The sequence below is a fragment of the Gracilimonas tropica DSM 19535 genome, assembly GCF_000375425.1.
GTDB lineage: Bacteria > Bacteroidota > Rhodothermia > Balneolales > Balneolaceae > Gracilimonas > Gracilimonas tropica.
Genome location: NZ_AQXG01000015.1, coordinates 1 through 16,700 on the forward strand (window position 1 = coordinate 1; position 16,700 = coordinate 16,700).

General features: G+C 43.1%; 13 protein-coding genes. 8 read left to right on the forward strand and 5 right to left on the reverse strand.

Annotated elements, in window-relative coordinates; all coding sequences use genetic code 11:
- Nucleotides 1-298 precede the first annotated feature (298 nt).
- From B151_RS0115520 to B151_RS0115540, 4 genes are all read right to left on the reverse strand, one after another.
- A complete protein-coding gene (locus tag B151_RS0115520; RefSeq protein WP_020404570.1) occupies nucleotides 299-982 on the reverse strand; it encodes a DUF2490 domain-containing protein in 684 nt (227 codons plus the stop codon).
- A 3-nt stretch (nucleotides 983-985) separates the two neighbouring features.
- Nucleotides 986-1,585, reverse strand: coding sequence for a hypothetical protein (locus tag B151_RS0115525; RefSeq protein ID WP_020404571.1), 600 nt, complete (start codon nucleotides 1,583-1,585; stop codon nucleotides 986-988).
- Between the two features lie 203 nt (nucleotides 1,586-1,788).
- Nucleotides 1,789-2,745, reverse strand: coding sequence for a calcium/sodium antiporter (locus B151_RS0115535; RefSeq protein ID WP_020404573.1), 957 nt, complete (start codon nucleotides 2,743-2,745; stop codon nucleotides 1,789-1,791).
- 7 nt (nucleotides 2,746-2,752) lie between these two features.
- Nucleotides 2,753-3,712 (reverse strand): tetratricopeptide repeat protein, encoded by a 960-nt coding sequence (locus B151_RS0115540; protein ID WP_020404574.1) that lies wholly within the window; start codon nucleotides 3,710-3,712, stop codon nucleotides 2,753-2,755.
- 102 nt (nucleotides 3,713-3,814) lie between these two features.
- Here B151_RS0115540 and typA point away from each other — a divergent pair, with 102 nt between their 5' ends.
- The 6 genes from typA to B151_RS0115570 all read left to right on the forward strand — a co-directional run bounded on the left by typA (nucleotide 3,815) and on the right by B151_RS0115570 (nucleotide 11,411).
- Nucleotides 3,815-5,635, forward strand: a complete 1,821-nt coding sequence (gene typA / locus B151_RS0115545; protein WP_020404575.1) for a translational GTPase TypA — start codon at nucleotides 3,815-3,817, stop codon at nucleotides 5,633-5,635.
- Nucleotides 5,636-5,762: 127 nt separating this feature from the next.
- Nucleotides 5,763-6,614: a pantoate--beta-alanine ligase gene (panC, locus tag B151_RS0115550; RefSeq protein ID WP_026166699.1), complete on the forward strand. Its 852-nt coding sequence runs from the start codon at nucleotides 5,763-5,765 to the stop codon at nucleotides 6,612-6,614.
- A 9-nt stretch (nucleotides 6,615-6,623) separates the two neighbouring features.
- Nucleotides 6,624-7,046, forward strand: coding sequence for an aspartate 1-decarboxylase (gene panD, locus B151_RS18990; protein ID WP_051069761.1), 423 nt, complete (start codon nucleotides 6,624-6,626; stop codon nucleotides 7,044-7,046).
- Between the two features lie 261 nt (nucleotides 7,047-7,307).
- A complete protein-coding gene (locus tag B151_RS0115560; protein WP_020404578.1) occupies nucleotides 7,308-8,567 on the forward strand; it encodes an efflux RND transporter periplasmic adaptor subunit in 1,260 nt (419 codons plus the stop codon).
- A gap of 5 nt (nucleotides 8,568-8,572) precedes the next feature.
- Complete coding sequence (locus B151_RS0115565) at nucleotides 8,573-9,937, forward strand: ABC transporter permease (protein ID WP_020404579.1); 1,365 nt, start codon at nucleotides 8,573-8,575, stop codon at nucleotides 9,935-9,937.
- Complete coding sequence (locus tag B151_RS0115570; protein WP_020404580.1) at nucleotides 9,930-11,411, forward strand: TolC family protein; 1,482 nt, start codon at nucleotides 9,930-9,932, stop codon at nucleotides 11,409-11,411. Before B151_RS0115565 ends, B151_RS0115570 begins: the two co-directional genes overlap by 8 nt.
- A 226-nt stretch (nucleotides 11,412-11,637) precedes the next feature.
- On the opposite strand, the gene secA is transcribed toward B151_RS0115570, so the two are convergent.
- Entirely contained in the window at nucleotides 11,638-15,027 is a 3,390-nt protein-coding gene (gene secA / locus B151_RS0115575; RefSeq protein ID WP_020404581.1) for a preprotein translocase subunit SecA, read from the reverse strand.
- 463 nt (nucleotides 15,028-15,490) lie between these two features.
- On the opposite strand from secA, the gene B151_RS0115585 reads away from it, so the two are divergent.
- Nucleotides 15,491-15,790, forward strand: coding sequence for an isoamylase early set domain-containing protein (locus B151_RS0115585; RefSeq protein ID WP_020404583.1), 300 nt, complete (start codon nucleotides 15,491-15,493; stop codon nucleotides 15,788-15,790).
- 76 nt (nucleotides 15,791-15,866) lie between these two features.
- Complete coding sequence (locus B151_RS0115590; RefSeq protein ID WP_020404584.1) at nucleotides 15,867-16,658, forward strand: biotin--[acetyl-CoA-carboxylase] ligase; 792 nt, start codon at nucleotides 15,867-15,869, stop codon at nucleotides 16,656-16,658.
- Nucleotides 16,659-16,700 lie beyond the last annotated feature (42 nt).

The following is a 16,700-nucleotide window of genomic DNA, read 5'->3' on the forward strand; positions in this document are numbered from 1 at the left end:
AAGAATATACTTCTACTGATAAGGAAAGATAATAACTGAACTTGTCGAGAAAGAAATCAAAATCGCCAGATGATAGGAAGATTTCAGAAGAATTTACGCCTCTGTTGTATATGTGATAGTATAACCCCGATTCAAATTTCATGATTAGAAATTTAGAATTGAAGGGAGTCTTTTTCAACAGTCGTTTCGCAACGCTCGCAGGACCTTCGGACGCTGCGAGGTTGCTTGCGGAATTAAGTAAAGATGTAGAACCTGCGAGCGTCCTCAAGACCTCGCAGCGTTCAGTCTAAGGCTTAGCTTATCTGTTCAAATAATACGAAGTACTGATCAGGAAAAGATGACTGATTCCTCCGTTGCTGAAAATATCCTGCGTACGATATTGGAGTCCCAGTTCAAATTTTTGCTTAGAATTGAAGTACCAGCCCATTCCTACTGTTGCCCGGTTTTCGGCATCAGCTTCATCTTTATTGAAGGCAGTCATCATTTCGTCGGACAGGATCAGGTATTTTTCACCGGGATCCAGTTGTTCGCCTTCCAGTGGAAAGTCGTAGCTGAGGCGATAGCGTAATCTGTTTTGGTAGGAACTTGAACGGATCCGCTGTTCAAGCCGAAGCCGGTGTGCTAACCGACGATCATTAATATAGGAAATGAAACCAATTTGTTGTAGGAAACGATGCTCATATTGATAACCATCGATCAGAGGAGTGGAAAGCCGGTAGTAGTATCCGCCACCTACTTTGGTGCCTGCCGAAAGCCCATAGGAAAAAGTGAATTGAGGTTCTATGTACTCTATAGCTCCTTTATTGTCGAAATCACGAATTGAATTAAAGATCGACAACTTGGTATTAAAACCGAGCCGGTCGGATGATTTCCAGGAATATGAAACCTCTGGATTCCAAATGAGTTCGGCTTGCTGCGAATATGCACATACCGGAAGCAGAGTTGCTACCGCTAAAAGTGCCCAGGATTTTAAAAAATTCATGTATTACCAGATGTTATCCAGCGAACGTCTCACAATTTTACGTTTCTGAATTAAGTTTCCATTTTCGTCAAACAGCAACTCAAATGAACCTAGTTCTTTTTTGTTTTGTGCATCAACTTCGATTTCATAGCGAATTTTTAAGTCGTCAAAATCTTCTTCGAGCACATTTTCCAGGATTTCGTCATTTTCGTCTTCTTCTGAAGCAGAAAACTGACGCTGTATCCGGGTAAATTTGAACCGCGTGTACTGTTTGTCTATTTCTTCTGTGATGGTGTTCCGCAAAGCCTCAGGAAGTTCTTGGATATCTATAAGTTGCTCAACATTAATGAGCGATCCTATTGCATCAAATTCGATGCTATATCGATATCCGTTCCAATCCAGCTTTGCTTCATAGCTGATCATTTCACCGTTCGATTGACGGTAAAAATCTGCTTTTTTCTCCTCATTCCAAAATTGATTTATCTGTGATAAGGCATTGGCAGGCATAGCATCACGAGATATGGACTTTTCGACCTCATCTTTAGTATTCTGGGCAAATAATGAGCCGTCAGGGGTGAACGTCAGAATGGGCAGAAGAAATAGTATTTGGTAATATGATTTCATATCAGAATATGGAATTTGTGTATTACCAAATGGTTATCGGAGCATTAAATCAAGGTGAATTGATGGGCGGGCCTCATTTCGCAACGCTTGCAGGAGCTATCGCACGCTGCGAGGTTGCTGTGTAATCAAGCAAAGTTGGAGAACCTGCGAGCTTGCTCCCGAGGATTCGGGATCGCAGCGTTCGGGCCAAGGGCTGAAATGACTTACAATTCAGAAGCCACCAAATATCCAGTATATCCCAAAAAGATCAGCAGTAAAAGAGCGGCTTCCCAGCGATCCAGCTTTTTCTTTTGTCCGGTAAACATCCCGATAAACAAGAGTAGCGTTCCGCCCCCCAGCAGGTACATTTCATGGTTGAAGGAAGGATTGTAGTGAACTGGACTTACCAGTGAGCTAATCCCAAGAATCAGGAAAATGTTGAAAATGTTAGAGCCCACAATATTCCCAACAGCGATGTCTACGTTCTTACGCATAGCAGCAACGATAGACGTGGCCAGTTCCGGCAAAGAAGTCCCGGCCGCTATGATCGTCAGGCCAATGATCTTTTCACTCACACCCATTATGGTTGCGATTTCTATGGCATTATTGACGACCAGCCGACCACCAATCACCAGTCCCGCCAAACCAATGAAGATGGAACTCCAGATCTTGAGCTGGGAATATTGCAATTTGGGAGACTCCAGATCAGCCGGGTCGTTGGAAAGTTGTTTATAAACATAGAACAAGAATCCTGCAAAAAGCAGAAGAAAAATCAGTCCGTCTAAACGGGAAAGGGTAAATGTTTCAGGAGTCCAAAAATCATTGGCAAGAAAAAACAGTAAAACAGCGGCAAACAGAGAAAGTGGGATCTCTTTCCAAACCGTACTGGACTGAACCACAAGTGGGGTGATGAGTCCCGAGATACCAAGGATCACCAACAAATTGAAGTTGTTACTTCCAATAATATTGGCAAAAACGATCTCATGGTGTCCTTCAATACTTCCCATTACGTTGACCACCAACTCGGGTGCGGAAGTCCCAAAAGCTACAATGGTCAAACCAATGGCGAGGTCCGAAACATTGAATTTTTTTGCGAGCGCGGAGGCGCCATCGACGAGCCAGTCGGCACCTTTAATAAGGAAAATAAGCCCAAGAGTGAGCCAGAGGATAGGTATTAGCATAAATATTTTATTGATCTATCTTTTGATATTCTTCAAAAGACAATTTAGAATTGAGCTGATTAAGGAACTTTTCCTCGATATCTGTGTGACCATTTTCTCTTGCCTTCTCGATCAGGTTCCAGGAATCGACGAATCTGTTTTGATGATACCTCAGGATGGCCTGTTGAAAATATTGGAATCCATAGTCGGGAGCCAGACGTTCTGCATCCAAAAATAAAGTGTTTGCCTTATTAAAATAATGTTGTCTTTGATCGCCTGTATTTGAAAAGCCCTTCTCCGTATAATGATATGCCAGGCTGGCTTTTGCTTCTGCATCGTTCGGATAGAGATCAATCAATTTGGAGAGGTATCTTTCCCCGATCTTATCTAGTCCGGCATTGAATTTTTCTATTCCTTCATTCCATAATACAGTCTGTAATTCTTCATGAAATCCGGTCATGATTAGAAACCAACTATTAGCTGGATCTGTATTATATCCGCCTATGATACGGGTGTAAATGAGTACAGAATCCTGGCCAGCTACATTATCTCTCCAGATAGAAAATAGCTTGTCTTGTATGGGAATCCATAGTTGATGCCCATCTACCTCCAGGTAAACCTCATTAGTCACTATTTCCTTGAATTTGGCATCCAGATTCAAAAGATCAATACTTAAATCAAATGCTTCTTTCTTCTCAGTAGGAATTTGCCGGAGGCTATCAAGGTTTTTTGCAATAAGTGCGTATCCAAAGATGTGCCTGGTAAGCTTTAAGTGGTTTGCAAACTCATCCTTATTATTTTCACCTTTCCCTTCAAATTTTTGAAGCCCTTTAAATTCATTGAAGATTTCATCAATGGTGACAAAAGTGTTAGCGTTGAAATTATGAATAACGGGGTCTGAACTGTAAGCCTGGGCTAACGCTGTAATTTGTATGTTTAGGATTGCCAGAGTTGAAGTGATAAGTGCAAAAATGAGCTTTAGAGGCATGTAAAAAGTGGAAGCGATTTATTGTTTATTTAATAATACGGAAATCGTCAAAATAACCGTATATTTAAGGCTTGCAAATTTTCCATTATTTCATCCAATTCAATGTCACAAGATTTAAGAAATATCGCCATTATCGCTCACGTAGATCATGGCAAAACCACACTCGTTGATCAGATCCTGAAACAGAGCGGGACTTTTAGAGAGAATCAACAAGTAGAAGAGAGAGTCATGGATTCCGGCGACCTCGAGAAAGAACGCGGAATCACCATTAGTTCTAAGAATACCGCTGTAAAGTGGAAAGACACGAAAATCAATATCGTGGATACCCCGGGTCACGCCGATTTTGGTGGAGAAGTAGAACGTATCCTGAAAATGGTAAATGGCGTAATTCTTTTGGTGGATGCCGCCGAAGGGCCACTTCCCCAAACCAAATTTGTACTCCGAAAGTCTTTGAGCCTTGGATATAAACCCATTGTAGTCATCAACAAAATTGACCGTAAAGATGCCCGACCCGATGCGGTTTTGGATGAGATTTTTGATTTGTTTGTGATGCTGGATGCCACCAACGAGCAGCTCGATTTCCCTGTTCTTTACGCGATTGCCAAAGAGGGTATTGCTAAAGAAGAATTGGAGCAGGACGGAACCGATCTTTCTCCATTGATGGATAAAATTGTACAACATGTTCCCGCACCGGAGCAAGACACGGAATCAAAATTTAAGATGCTGGTTAGCAGTATCGACTGGAATGATTATGTAGGCCGAATTGCAGTTGGCCGGATTGAGCAGGGAACCATCAAAATAAATCAGGAAGTAGCCCTGATGGATGGTAAAGGCAAAGTGAAAGAGAAAGCCCGCGCTACCAAGTTGTTTACTTTCAATGGCCTTCAGCGCGAGCCGGTTGAAAAAGCAGTGGCCGGTGATATTATTGCATTGGCGGGATATGAGGAGGTGAACATCGGAGATACACTGACCGATACAGCGGACATGACCCCCCTTAAATATGTGGATTTGGATCAGCCGACCATTGCTATGTATTTCCGGGTTAACAATTCTCCGTTTGCAGGCAAAGAAGGCGATTACGTGACATCAAACCAAATGAAAGATCGTCTGTATCGTGAAACCAGAACGAATGTGGCTATGCGGGTTGAGCCGACGGATAGTCCGGATATTTATAAGGTTTCCGGTCGTGGCGAATTGCAGATGGCCATTTTGATCGAGACCATGCGCCGTGAAGGCTATGAATTTTCAGTTTCCCGCCCAGAAGTCTTATTTAAAGAAGTGGATGGTGTTACGTTTGAACCGGTTGAGGAAGTGGTGGTGGATGTCCAAACAGATTATAGTAACCGCGTTATTGATAATCTTCAAAAACGTAAAGGTATCATGACTTCTATGAGTCAGGAAGGGGAAAATAACCGGATTCAATTCCGTGTGCCTTCACGTGGGTTAATTGGTTTCCGAGGCGAGATGCTGACTGAAACCCGAGGAACCGGAATTATGCACCAGCAATTTGATGGCTATGAGCCTTATGCCGGTGAAATCCCGGGTCGGAATCGCGGAGCTCTTATTGCTCTTGAACAAGGCGATGTGACCGGATATGCCCTGGAAGGCGTTCAGGATCGCGGAGAGTTTTTTGTTGCACCTGGAGATCCTGTTTATATGGGACAAGTGGTTGGCGTAAATAAACGCAGCGACGACATGGTAGTGAATGTGGTGAAGAAGAAAAACCTAACGAATCACCGTGCTACACAAACCGCTGATTCTGTGAAATTGAATCAAGCCCGGGATATGAGCCTGGAGCAGTGCATCGAATTTATTGATAACGATGAGTTGTTGGAAGTGACTCCTCAAAGTTTGCGAATCCGGAAAATGCATCTCGATCATAACGATCGTAAACGGGCAGAAAAGCAGAAGGCGAATGCGTAGTCTTTTTTCATGAAAGATATTTAAGGCAGCTTCAGCAGAGGCTGCCTTTTTTGTATCGGAAGGTTTGCAAACTTCACCAAATAAATTGCTACCTTTATCGCCCTTTAGAAATTAATGCATGCATTTCATGAAACAGTGTTCATCTATTGATGACATCCGGAGCGAAATTTCAGCCCTGAAAAAACAGGGTAAAACCATCGCGTTTGTCCCCACGATGGGCGCTTTGCATGAAGGGCATCTTTCGCTGATGCGACTGGCCAAAGAAAAGGCGGATGAAGTGGTTGTTTCCATTTATGTGAATCCGGAGCAGTTTGGTCCAAATGAAGATTTTGAGGATTATCCGCGGCAGCTGCAGGATGATCTGGATGCTTGTGAGCAAGAAGGCGTTTCGCTGGTCTTCACCCCAAATGACAAAGTGATGTACGGCTCAGGCGAGAAGTACTTCCGCATTGAACTGGACACGCTGAATGAGCATATGGATGGGGGAAGTCGTCCCGGGTTTTTTGAAGGGATTGTGTTGGTGGTGAATAAATTCTTCAACATTATTGAGCCGGATGTAGCCATTTTTGGGCAAAAAGACATTCAGCAGTTTCAGATCCTCAAGCAAATGGTCTACGAGTTTAATCATAATATAGAACTGATTGCTGCACCCATAGCCCGGGCAAATGATGGATTGGCGCTGAGCAGTCGCAATGCTTATTTAAGTGATGAGGAGCGTAAAATTGCCCCAAGTCTTTATCGGGCATTGCAATATGTGGAACGTCAGATCAAAGATGGAGTGATGGAGCCAAAATTGTTGTTAAATCATCAGCAAGATGAATTGGAAGCGAAAGGATTCAAAAATGATTATCTTAATGTGTTTTCCATGAAAACGATGCACCCGGTAAAAAAACTTCAACCCGGTAACTCATATATTTTAGCCGGCGCGGTTTATTTAGGAAAAACCCGCCTCATTGATAACATAATTTTAGACCTCTGAGCGATTCCCATGAAAATCACGATGTTTAAATCTAAACTGCACCAAATGGCCGTAACCGAAGCCAACCTGATGTACGAAGGGAGTATCACCATCGATCAGGATTTGCTGGATGCCGCCAATCTGCTTCCTTATGAAAAAGTGCAGGTGTTGAATATTACCAATGGAGCTCGTCTTGAAACTTATACCATTCCCGGAGAGCGGGGCAGCCGCGTTTGTTGCCTGAATGGCGCCGCTGCCCGAATGACCCAAGTCGGAGATCGCATCATCGTTATCAGTTATGCTGAAATGACACCTGAAGAGGCAAAAGATCATAAGCCTCGTGTGGTGATTGTGGATGAAAACAACGATCCCAAAGATATCATCGACAACACCCAACCGGGCACTTCTTACGACTTGGAGACCGGTATGGTAGATAATACGCTGGTAGATTAAAATGAGGAGCAATCCTTTTGTTGAGTTTATAACTATTTCGGGGTCACGACACTTTCTGTTGTCGCAGTTATAAAACTTACTGCCGAAGATTCTTCATCGCGAATGTATTCTTATAAACAAAGGGGAATTAAGCTTTTCTGATCATATAGGTTACTACAACAATTCGGGGATTTATTCGTAATTGTAAAACTATTTTTTTAGTATGATCGTCAAATTACAAAAAGAGTATATTCGGATTCAATCTTTTAATATCTAAATCACATGAATAAGAAGTATATAATACCTGCGGTTGTCGTGGGGCTTTCTCTGGTAGCCTGGTTTGTTTTTGGGGGAGAGCAATCAGAATCCATCGAGCTAACAACCACACCAAAAAAAGGAGAGTTTGTAGTTGATGTAACCACAACAGGAGAGCTCCGCGCAAAGAATTCAGTAGAGATAAAAGGGCCGCAACGTGCACGTGAAATTCGCCTTTATAATTTGAAGATCCAGCGATTGATTCCGGAAGGTACTATTGTGAAGGAAGGAGATTTTGTAGCGGAACTTGATCGCTCCGAGATCACCAGCCGTCTTCAGGATGCAATGCTGGAACTGCAACAGGCGCAATCCCAGGTAACGCAGGTTTCTTTGGACAGTACGCTCACCTTATCACAAGCCCGCGACAATCTAATCAATTTGGAATATGCTTTGGAAGAACGTCAGATTGCTTTGGATCAGTCTGTTTATGAGTCCCCGGCAGTTCAGCGCCAGGCAGAGATCGATCTGGATAAAGCCCGCAGGCAGCTGGCACAGGAGCGTAAGAACTATGTGACCAAAGTGAAGCAGGCGGAAGCTAAAATGAGTGAAGTGCAGGCCGACCTGCAGGAAGAACAGAACGAGGTTGATAAGATCCGGTCTTTGCAGCGTGAATTTACCGTAACGGCTCCGGCCCAGGGAATGGTGATCTATCGCAGAAATTATGATGGCAGCAAAGTTACCGAGGGCAGTGATATCAGTGCCTGGAATCCCATCGTGGCTGAACTACCCGATTTCTCAGTGATGGAATCCGTGACCTATGTAAATGAGGTGGATGTACAGAAGATATCGGAAGGACAAAATGTTGAGATCGGTTTGGATGCAATTCCCGAAAAGAAGCTGAGTGGAGAAGTAACAAGCGTGGCAAATATCGGAGAGCAGCGCCCTAATTCCGATTCCAAAGTTTATGAGGTGATCATTGAAATAGCGGAATCAGACAGTGTGCTTCGTCCGGCTATGACTACAAGCAATCGTGTGATCGTAAACCGGGTACAAGATGCCATGTATATTCCGCTTGAAACTATTCATGTGCAAGATTCAACCAGTTTTGTATTCAAGCAATCCGGGTTGTTTCCGGTAATGCAGGAAGTTGAATTAGGTTTGATGAATGAAAATGAAGTGATCGTAAACCGTGGCCTTTCCATGGATGACGTTATTTATCTTTCCCTCCCATCCGACACCTCCGGAGTGGAAAAGATTTTTCTTGAAGAAGAGATTACTTTAAAATAGACCTGATGCTCCAGAAAATACTTTACAATTTTGATATTGCACTGGAAGCCATTCAGAGAAACAAGCTTCGTGCTTTTCTTACATCGCTCGGTATCATTTTTGGTGTCTCTTCGGTCATAGCTATGCTGGCCATTGGTACCGGAGCTCAACAAGAAGTATTGCAACAGATGCAATTACTCGGAACCAATAATGTGATCGTTCAGCCGGTCATTGAACAGCGGGAGGGCTCTGTTAATGATGAGAACCTGGGAGGGGAACAGAATAAGTTTTCACCCGGGCTGAACCTAAAAGATCTGGAAAGTGTGCGGGAACATGTGCCTCAGGTTGAGAAACTAAGCCCGGAGATCATGTATGAAACTTCCTTCATCAGGAACGGACGGATCCGAACCGGGAAATTGGTGGGAGTGAACCGTGATTATTTTGATATCACGAATTTCAATATCGTTGAAGGCAGTAATTTCAGTGAAGTTCAGATCAATAATGCCGACCCGGTTGCAGTTATTGGCTATGATGTGAAAACACGCTTTTTTGCAGGAGAAAGTCCCATTGGTAAACAAATTAAAGTAGGCCATCTTTGGCTTACTGTGATCGGCGTCATCGAAAAGAAAGAAGTGACCACCGAGAATATTGAAAACCTGGGTATTCGTAATTTTAACCTGGATATCTATGCGCCGGCAACGACGGTTTTACTACGTTTCAAGAATCGTGCTGTGGTAACCGGTAAGGATCTTCAGAGCGGAGGGAGTTCCGTAATATTTATGGGCGGAGCGATGATCACAAGTTCCGGTGGCAACGGTAATTCAGATGCAGATCCAAATTATCACCAGTTAGATAAGCTCATTGTCAAAGTTACAGATACCCAGTACAGCGGCGTGATCGCAGATGTATTATCGCGCATGTTAAAGCGCCGCCATAATGATGTGGTTGATTTTGAGATCATAGTACCTGAACAATTATTACAGCAGGAACAGCGAACCAAACGTATTTTCAATATCGTTCTTTCGTCTATCGCATCTATCTCACTGATCGTGGGAGGAATTGGGATTATGAATATTATGCTTGCCTCCGTAGTTGAGCGTTACCGTGAAATTGGGGTAAGGATGGCTGTAGGTGCCCAAAAAAGAGATATTGAATTACAGTTTTTAACCGAAGCACTTACGATTAGTATCTCCGGAGGAGTAGTTGGTATCATTCTGGGTATGGCCTTCAGCTATGCCATTGAAGCTACCGCCGGAATTGCTACCATCGTTACTCCTATGTCCATAGCCATTTCCTTTGGGGTTGCCCTAATTATCGGGGTGATATTTGGATACTATCCCGCAAAAAGAGCCGCACAACACGACCCAGTACACGCATTACGACATGAATAAATATTTTCTTGGATTTCTATTTTTAATTCTTACCCTCACTGCTTCCAGCTTAAAAGCACAAGAGCAGCAAACCCTCACTCTCGAAGAGAGTATTGAAATCTCCAAGCAAAACAGCCCGCTCGCCCGTGCAGCAAATTTTGCGTTAATATCTGCCAAGTGGCGATACAAATCCTTTCGAGCCGATTTGTTGCCCAGCCTGGACTTGGATGGAGATATACCGGGTTATAGCCGGGCCATAACATCAAACCGTCTTGATGATGGGTCTACTATCTACCAGGAAGAAAGTCAGTCTCAGTCATCCGTAAATTTATCGATCAATCAGAATATTATGCCTACAGGTGGAAGGCTTTCATTATCCAGCGGAATCAATCGGCTCATTCTTTTTGACCGTGGTGTGGATGGTGAAAATGTTTATTTCTGGCAGAGCACTCCCTTGGTGGCATCCTACATTCAGCCGCTGTTTCAGTACAATGGTTTGAAATGGAGAAACAAGACCGAGCCTCTTCGGTATCAGATCGCTCAAAAGCAATACGTGGAAGACATGGAGGACCTGGCTTTTAATACCACCCAAAGTTTTTTCGATTTTCTGCTGGCCAAGATCAATGTAGAGGTAGCAGAATTTAATGTTACAGTCAACGATTCGATCTATAATATTTCCAAAGGCCGGTATCAGGTGGGGAATATTGCGGAAAATGACTTGCTTCAAAGTGAGTTAGCTCTCAGGAATGCAGAAACCTCATTGACAACTGCAAGGTTGAACTTTCAGAGGGCTGAAGAAAATTTTAAAGCCCTTCTTGGTATACCTGATGCTACAGAAGTAGACGTAATTGCACCTGAAGAGGCTCCGGAATTGAATATTGAAGTAGACCGTGCATTACAACTTGCCCGGGAGAATAACAGTACGTCTCTTGAGTTTGAATTGAACGAAATACAGGCAAACCAAGCGTATGATCAAGCAAGGAAAGAGGCCGGTTTTTCAGCAACATTGCAAGCCAGTTATGGATTGAATCAAACCTCTCAAGATTTTGATCAACTTTATAATGATCCTCAAAACCGTCAGTTTTTTACCGTGGGCTTTCAGATCCCGATCTTCAATTGGGGCAAGAATACGGCTGAAATTCAAGCCGCCCGAAATCAGCAGGCTGCTACAGCAAATACCATTGCATACCAAAAGCTACAGTTTGATCTGAACGTAAGAAGTACCGTTAGGGAATTTTCACAATTGAGAGAACAAGTTGAATTAGCCCAGGTTTCTGATGAGATCGCAGATCGTCGCTATAATGTAGCTCAAAACCGGTATTTGATCGGTAAAATTGATGTAACGAATCTTTTTATTGCCCAAAATGAAAAAGACAGTGCCCGCCGAAGCTACATTCAGGCCCTTCGAAATTACTGGACGGGATACTTCAATCTTCGACGGCTTACGTTGTATGATTTTGAAAACAATCAGCCCATAACTGCCGATGTAGATTAACATGCATCGGCCAATTGAGTAAATCCTACTGGAATTAATTTATAAACTCCTCAAAAAGATCTCTTAAGTCTTGAGTGAGCCTGAATGGCTGATTTAGAAACCTTGTCTTAGCGAACAAAGACTTAAGAGTTATAGCCCAAAAAAAAGGTCCAAGCGAGACACTTGGACCAATTGTTGAATTTTATAAGATTTCTATAGTTATGTGAAGTTATAAGAAAGCTGAGATTTACTTCTCTACCACAATCCAGCCTTCTTCATCAACCATGCGCTTGGCGTATTTCCACTTCACTTCTTTGGTTTCACCGGAGTTCATATTTTGAACCGTAACATAATCATTTCGTCCGGGTTCATCTGCAACTTCAATGGGTTGTCGCTTGGCGTTTCCACCCTGAGGACGCTGTTGCTGTCCTCCATTTTGTTGTGGCTGACCTTTGAGCCCCATTCCGGTTGAGTCGGCATGCTGAGTTTCCATTGAAGAAGTGTCAAAACGTGATTTCTGTTTTTGTGCCTGTTGCAGTTTAGAATCATCTTCTTTCACTTCCGGAACAGCCTTCCAGATCAATGAAATAGCTTCCTGATTGATATCATCCAAAAGCATCTTAAACATATCGAATGCTTCCCGTTTATATTCGAGCAGTGGATCTTTTTGTGCAAAAGAACGAAGTCCGATCCCTTCTTTTACGGAATCAAGTTCCCGCAGATGTTCCATCCATTTTTGGTCGATGATAGAAAGTATGGCACTTTTCTCGAGCGACCGCGCAACTTCTCGGCCTTCGTTTTCGAGGGCACGTACTACATCAACTACAATGCGCATTCTGCGAATACCATCCGTAAAGATAACCTGAACTTTATCAGGGCGGTTTTCCGGATTTGCCTCGTTGATGCGCTGCATTACTTTGTAAAGCGGAGCTGCAATTCGTTCTTCTTTCTTACGATAGTTCTCAAGCGCTTTATCTACAATGTGATCTGTAAGTTCACGCTCTCCCATGGTGAACCACGATTCCCGGTCATAGTCTACATCAACGGCGAGATTACGTATTACTGCTTCATGAAGACCATCATAATCTCCGGCAGCAATATGTTCTTCCACCATGCCTTCCACAAGGTCGTCGAGCATGTCAAGAATGTCGGTACGCAATTGCTCACCCGAAAGTGCGTGTTTACGACGAGCGTATATCACATTTCGCTGATTGTTGAGCACGTCATCATACTCCAACTGTCGTTTTCGGATACTAAAGTTATTCTGCTCAACTTTAGATTGCGCTCTTTCCAGCGACTTGGTGATCCATGGGTGTGTAATGACCTCGCCTTCTTCAAAACTGAGCTTGTCCATTACGTTGGCAACACGGTCACTCATAAACATGGCCATCAGGTCATCTTCCAGAGAAACATAAAACTGAGATTCACCCGGATCACCCTGACGTCCTGAACGACCTCTCAGCTGTAAGTCAATACGGCGGGATTCATGTCGTTCTGTTCCCAGAATGGCAAGTCCTCCAAGCTCTTTCACTCCTTTGCCTAATTTGATATCAGTACCACGGCCGGCCATGTTGGTAGCCACGGTAACAGCCCCTACTTCACCGGCTTGTTTTACGATCTCGCTTTCGCGGGCATGTTGCTTGGCATTTAACACATTATGAGGAATTCCGGCTCGTTTCAGCATTCGGCTAACGGTTTCCGATACATCCACACTGGTAGTACCCACAAGAACCGGCTGTCCTTTTTTGTGATATTCCTGAATCTTTTGAATAGCCGCATTGAATTTCTCACGCTTGGTCTTAAATACAAGGTCCTCTTTATCATCGCGAGCTATAGGTTTGTTGGTTGGGATTACGACAACATCCAGCTCATAGATCTCATTGAATTCACCTTCTTCCGTTTCGGCAGTACCGGTCATACCGGCCAGCTTATTATACATTCGGAAGTAATTCTGTAGGGTGATGGTAGCGTAAGTCTGTGTTGAGGCCTCTACTTTAACCTGTTCTTTGGCTTCGATAGCCTGGTGCAATCCATCGGAGTAGCGGCGGCCGGAAAGTACACGTCCGGTATGTTCATCAACAATCTGAACTTTTCCATCCTGAACGATGTATTCTTCCTCACGTTCAAAATTAGTGTAAGCTTTTAAGAGCTGATTGACGGTGTGAATACGATCTCCGCGTTCGGCAAACAAACGATGCAGTTCATTGAATTTCCGCTCACGCTCCTGTCGGACTTCTTGTTTGGCCTCCTCAATTTTCTTCTCTTTATATTCCTCACTGAACTCATCATTATTTTTGACCGATTCGATCTTTTGTTCTTCGAGTTCATCAACTTCTTTTTCAATTTTGGCTGTTTCTTCTCCAAGGTCAGGGATTACGAAAAACTCTTCATCTTCTCCTTTTTTGGTGATGAATTCCCGGCCTTTTTCGGTCATTTCGATGGAATTCATTTTCATATCCACTGCATAAAACAAGTATTCATCCACAACAGGCATGTTCTTGGCGTTATCCTGCAGGTAATATGATTCTGTTTTTTGGATCAGTTTTTGGACCTTGGGATCTTGTTGCAGTTTCCGTAGTTGTGTGTTTTTTGGGAATCCACGCACGGCACGGAATAAGGCAAGTCCGGCTTTCTCTTCGTTGCCATCGTCCAACAGTTGCTTTCCTTCTTTAACAAGGTTGGCAACAAGTTTCTTCTGTGCATTCACCAGCGATTCAACCCTGGGCTTCATCTCCACATACTTGTCAGATTTATTATCCTGAGGAACCGGCCCGGAAATGATCAGCGGGGTTCGTGCCTCGTCAATAAGAATAGAGTCTACCTCATCAATGATAGTGAAGTGATGATCGCGTTGAACCAACTGCTCTTCCTCAATCACCATATTATCGCGGAGGTAATCAAAGCCGAATTCATTATTGGTTCCATAAGTGATGTCTGCTTTGTATGCTTTTCGGCGCTGATCGGTACTGGGCTGGTATCGGTCAATACAATCCACCTGAAGCCCATGGAAGTTGAAAATAGGCTCATTCCATTCAGCATCTCGTTTTGCCAGGTAATCATTTACGGTGATTACATGCACGCCTTTGCCTGCTAATGCATTCAAGTAGGCAGGGAAAATGGCCACAAGCGTTTTACCTTCACCGGTTTTCATTTCAGCTACTTTACCCTGGTGCAGTACAATGGCTCCGATTAGCTGTACATCATAAGGGATCATCTCCCAGGTTGTTTCGTTACCGCCTACTTTCCAGGATTGTCCGACAAAGCGCCGGCATGTATCTTTTAATACCGCAAATGCTTCAGGAAGAATCTCATCAAGCACATCTTCGATGGTGTCCAGTTCCTGCTGCTCCATTTCATCGAGTTGTTCCGCTAACTCCCGATGTTCTGCCGGAGTGAGTTCTTCGATGTTGTCTAACTGCTGCTTGATCTCCTTAATGCGGGCAACAGTGTCTGCGGTGGCATCTTTTATTTTCTGCCTGAACTCTTCCGTTTTTGCTTTTAGCTCATCATCACTGAGCTTCTTCATTTGCTCTTCGTAGCTCTTGATCTCATCTACGATAGGCTGGATCTTTTTAATATCTCTTTCACTTTTGGAGCCAAAAACTTTGGTAATGATTTGACCGACTTTATCTAACATAATAGGATACTCGTGCTCTACTGAAAATTTGGTGAACCACTAAAGTTAAGCTTATAAATAGGGCGGTTCAACTGTTTGGAAGTTAATCTTTACAAATACCCTGCCATGAAAGTGAGTGGCAGTAAAATAAGTGGATTTCGGACAGCTTGTCGGAATGTTGGGAAATTCCGAATCCTAAACTCCAATGTTCAATTAATTCTTCATAAGGAAAAAATTCGTCCAATCAGTAAAAAGAGTGTAGTAGAGGTTAATTTTATTTTGTTAATAAAAGACTCAAATTCTGCCATATTTGTTAGACAAGAAATCGCTTCCATTATTTATAAATTCAGGATAAAATATTTTATTCTTAATTAAATTAATTATTAATCTTTTTAAACATTATTAAATACGGCAATTATTTTGTTCAAATTAAATTATGTGATATTTTTAGAGCTCACTCACTCATCGAAAAAAGGTATTAATTATGATTTCCAAAGAATTTACTCCAAAGAGAACAGTTTGCAAAGTAACCCTAACCCTACCTGAAGATTGGGCTAAGAAAGAGGTAGTGGTAGCCGGTAGTTTCAATAATTGGGATACAGGATCGGAAAAACTTGAGAAGAAAAAAGGCAAGTGGACCACCACGCTACGACTTAAGCCGGAAAATGAGTACAAGTTTAAATACCTGATTGATGGCGAACGTTGGGAAAATGATGATGCGGCAGATAAATACGTACCGAATGAATTTGGTACTGAAGATTCTGTCATCAACATTGGTAAATAACCCGACAGCTTTCCCGGGGAACATTGATGATTTTATTTTACTTTAAACGGTAAGCCAAAACATCAGCCCAATTATTTTGTTTAACACCACTGCTTTTGAAGCAAAGTTGGCTACGTCTTGGTTAGGGCGTAGCTTTTATTTTTTTGAAGAACTGCCTTCTACCAATTCCTATGCCAAAAAAACGGAAGGTGAAGATTCCCTGCATGGCACTCTCATTCTTACCGATTACCAAAGTGCCGGACGGGGGCAACACGAACGAAGCTGGGAAGTGGAGCCCGGACAAAATCTTACCTTCTCACTCATCTTTGAACCACAAAAAGCTGAACGCCTGAATTTATTAACGCTGGTTTGTGCGCTGGCCATCAAAGAATCTTTTGAGAGTTTGTTGAATGTATCAGCTTCGCTTAAATGGCCCAATGATATTTTGATCAACGGGAAAAAAGTATGCGGAATACTTACCGAAACGGTTTTCATTGGAAATAAACTGGATCGGGTGGTAGTTGGAGTTGGGCTGAATGTAAATCAACTGATGTTTCCGGAAGCATTGGAAGGAGTTGCAACTTCACTTCGGAATGAAACCGGCAAAGAGGTCAGCCGGGAAGCATTGCTCATTGAGATCTTACAGGCCATTGAATATCGTTATCGGCTATGGGCGCAGCATAATCAGGATGTGGTAAAGCAGGTTAACCGAGCTATGTTGGGGGTTGGGGAATGGTGTCAGTTGAAAGTAGATGGAGCTAAGTTGCCGCAGCCACTCAAATTTTTGGGCGTAAATGAATGGGGGGAGCTATTGGCAATGGATGAAGCCTTGGAGGTGCAAAAATATGCATACGAGCAAGTTCGGATCTTAGGAAAAGTATCCTCATAAAAAACCCGTCCGGTTTATGCCGGACGGGTTTGAAATTAAGTC

Bases quoted from the DNA above. Each gene is read 5' to 3' on its own strand.
- B151_RS0115585 (WP_020404583.1), top strand. From the start codon at position 15,491: ATGATTTCCAAAGAATTTACTCCAAAGAGAACAGTTTGCAAAGTAACC.
- typA (WP_020404575.1), top strand. From the start codon at position 3,815: ATGTCACAAGATTTAAGAAATATCGCCATTATCGCTCACGTAGATCAT.
- B151_RS0115520 (WP_020404570.1), bottom strand. From the start codon at position 982: ATGAATTTTTTAAAATCCTGGGCACTTTTAGCGGTAGCAACTCTGCTT.
- panC (WP_026166699.1), top strand. From the start codon at position 5,763: ATGAAACAGTGTTCATCTATTGATGACATCCGGAGCGAAATTTCAGCC.
- B151_RS0115560 (WP_020404578.1), top strand. From the start codon at position 7,308: ATGAATAAGAAGTATATAATACCTGCGGTTGTCGTGGGGCTTTCTCTG.
- B151_RS0115535 (WP_020404573.1), bottom strand. From the start codon at position 2,745: ATGCTAATACCTATCCTCTGGCTCACTCTTGGGCTTATTTTCCTTATT.
- B151_RS0115570 (WP_020404580.1), top strand. From the start codon at position 9,930: ATGAATAAATATTTTCTTGGATTTCTATTTTTAATTCTTACCCTCACT.
- B151_RS0115525 (WP_020404571.1), bottom strand. From the start codon at position 1,585: ATGAAATCATATTACCAAATACTATTTCTTCTGCCCATTCTGACGTTC.
- B151_RS0115565 (WP_020404579.1), top strand. From the start codon at position 8,573: ATGCTCCAGAAAATACTTTACAATTTTGATATTGCACTGGAAGCCATT.
- secA (WP_020404581.1), bottom strand. From the start codon at position 15,027: ATGTTAGATAAAGTCGGTCAAATCATTACCAAAGTTTTTGGCTCCAAA.
- panD (WP_051069761.1), top strand. From the start codon at position 6,624: ATGAAAATCACGATGTTTAAATCTAAACTGCACCAAATGGCCGTAACC.
- B151_RS0115540 (WP_020404574.1), bottom strand. From the start codon at position 3,712: ATGCCTCTAAAGCTCATTTTTGCACTTATCACTTCAACTCTGGCAATC.